The organism is Halolactibacillus sp. JCM 19043 (assembly GCF_001310395.1).
Lineage (GTDB): Bacteria > Bacillota > Bacilli > Bacillales > Amphibacillaceae > Halolactibacillus > Halolactibacillus miurensis.
Map to the genome: position 1 here is coordinate 1 of NZ_BAXD01000068.1, position 2,377 is coordinate 2,377.

The following is a 2,377-nucleotide window of genomic DNA, read 5'->3' on the forward strand; positions in this document are numbered from 1 at the left end:
CAACCCTTTAGTTTTGTCTGCACTTATGAGTGCTTCTCATACGTATGAATCGTGTCAAGGACATGATGAATCGCATCTTTCGCATCACGTTTTGCCATGCGCGCTGTCATTTCTTGCACTTCTTGTTCAATTTGTGCTAACTTATCAAAAAATGTTGTCTCCGATAAATCATCTTCATCTAGTACTTTGGCATAACCAGCTTCTTCAAATACTTGCGCATTTAAAATTTGATCCCCGCGACTCACACGTTTAGGTAACGGAATTAACAGCATCGGCTTTTTCAATGCGAGAAATTCAAAAATGGCATTGGCACCCGCGCGTGAAACAATCACATCCGCGCTCGTCAATAAATCGTTGAGTTCTTCTTTCACATACTCAAACTGACGGTAACGTGGGTGGGTGAGGGTGTCATCTTTTAAACCTTTTCCGGTTAAATGAATCACTTGATACGACGCTGTAAGCTTGTCTAATTGACTGCGAATAAACTCATTTAAATGTTTGGCTCCTGTACTTCCACCCATAACTAATAAAATCGGTGTATTCGGATTAAAATCAAGTAGCTGACACGCACGTTCTTTCGATCCTTCAAATAACTCTGGACGAACGACCGCACCGATAAACGTCGCTTTTTTCTCATCGACATACTGTAGTGTTTTTTCAAACGTCACTAAAATCTTTTTCGCAAACGGCATGGCAATCTTATTGGCCAAACCTGGCGTTAAGTCGGATTCATGAATCACCGCAGGTGTTCGTGTCAATTTGGCCGCAATTAATACCGGTACCGAAACAAAGCCACCTTTTGAGAAGATAATCGATGGTTTCAGCTTATGGATTAGCTGGACTGATTGCCGAATGCCGTTTAATACTTTGAATGGGTCTTTGATGTTTTCAATCGAACGGTAACGACGATATTTTCCAGTTGAAATCGCATGGTACGTGACCCCTTCGATCGGTGAGATTAAATCTTTTTCAATCCCGTCATACGAGCCGATATAATCAATAGTATAACCTTCTTCTTTTAACAACGGAATCAGTGCTAAATTAACCATCACGTGTCCCGCTGTTCCACCGCCCGTTAATAGGATTTGTTTGTTTGATGTTTGTTTTTTCATTTACTTCCCTCTTTTTCATTCATGACAATCATACTTGTTGTGATGTGGATTGTCCATCTCTTTATCATTAGTATATGTGGAATGTCAAATGATATAACGATCAAAAAGCAACGAGAACACTAGGATAATGTTAAATATTCTAGTAAAGATATCAATTGTTCTTTTGTTGGTCCCGCTGTTTCATCCGTCTCATGATGACGATATTCTATTTGGTAATGTAAGCCACCCTCGTCTTTTGAGGCATGTTTTACATACGATAAATCATGAAAACAGATTGTTTGATCTTCATTTTCTGTGAGCGTATCAATGGGACACCCGAGTGAAACATCGGTCGATACAGAAATTGTCAGTAAGTCATTATCATTCGTATAAAAACTTAAATCAAGATATTCATGACCGTCAATTTCAAAGTGATCATAGATCACAAAAGCAACTGGAATAGGAAGAGTATCTGGCACACTGACATCAAAACTTGCTTCATTCATCGCTTCTTCAACGACATCGTACTGATAATGATATTGGTTACTCTCTTCTTGAGAGATCGTTTCGGTTTCTTTTGGTTGGCATCCTATGAGTAACATGGTGCTAATGATGATGAGTGTGAGTATTCTCAAAATTATTCCTCCTCCAACTGTCTAGTTTAACAGGGTTCGTTAATTTTTTCCATAGGTCATTGGGAGAAAATTATATCTGATACTCTTTTGACATAAGGATTAGATACAAGTGTTTGTATCTGTTCATGTGTAAATGTTCGTTTCGCCATAAGTAGCACTCTTTCTACATGAAGTATGGAACGGGCTTGATGAAGTTGGCGAATAACGTCACGCAGTGTGTATTGACTGTCAAAAGAAGAAGCGACAGCGACTTTTGATAGTCAATACACACTGTTTTATCATGAAGAAGCCACTTCAAGCCCACTGACTGTGATTTGAGTATAACAAAATAGACCCTAAAGATGGGGACTTTTTTAGTGTCCATTCTTTAGGGTCCATTTTAGTTGTTTTTAAAGTCTTTTTTATCGTTTTAGGGCGAGAAGACACCTTCCTCAAGTGCGTTAGCACTAGGTGGGTGATGAATCGATGATTTTGAATATTTTTGAAGTGACAAACATATATTCAAAATGGTATAATTAAAACGTTAACAATGATTGACACAAAACAAAGAGAGGGTGGGCATCATGGGCATGAAGGCTATTTTTTCAAATCGCTTATATAAGCATACGATCGACCCTGATTTTGTTACGTCCATGGACCACACCCTCCAGG

The 2,377-nt window shown here is 38.7% G+C and carries 2 protein-coding genes; both read right to left on the reverse strand.

What is annotated here, in order from left to right; translation table 11 throughout:
- Positions 1–23: 23 nt before the first annotated feature.
- Positions 24–1,112 (reverse strand): undecaprenyldiphospho-muramoylpentapeptide beta-N-acetylglucosaminyltransferase, encoded by a 1,089-nt coding sequence (locus JCM19043_RS15565; protein WP_062323963.1) that lies wholly within the window; start codon positions 1,110–1,112, stop codon positions 24–26.
- A gap of 119 nt (positions 1,113–1,231) precedes the next feature.
- Complete coding sequence (locus JCM19043_RS15570; protein ID WP_062323966.1) at positions 1,232–1,726, reverse strand: hypothetical protein; 495 nt, start codon at positions 1,724–1,726, stop codon at positions 1,232–1,234.
- Between the last annotated feature and the right edge of the window lie 651 nt (positions 1,727–2,377).

What these genes read in the sequence shown, in the direction of transcription:
- JCM19043_RS15565 (WP_062323963.1), bottom strand. Translation starts at nt 1,112, where the DNA reads ATGAAAAAACAAACATCAAACAAACAAATCCTATTAACGGGCGGTGGA.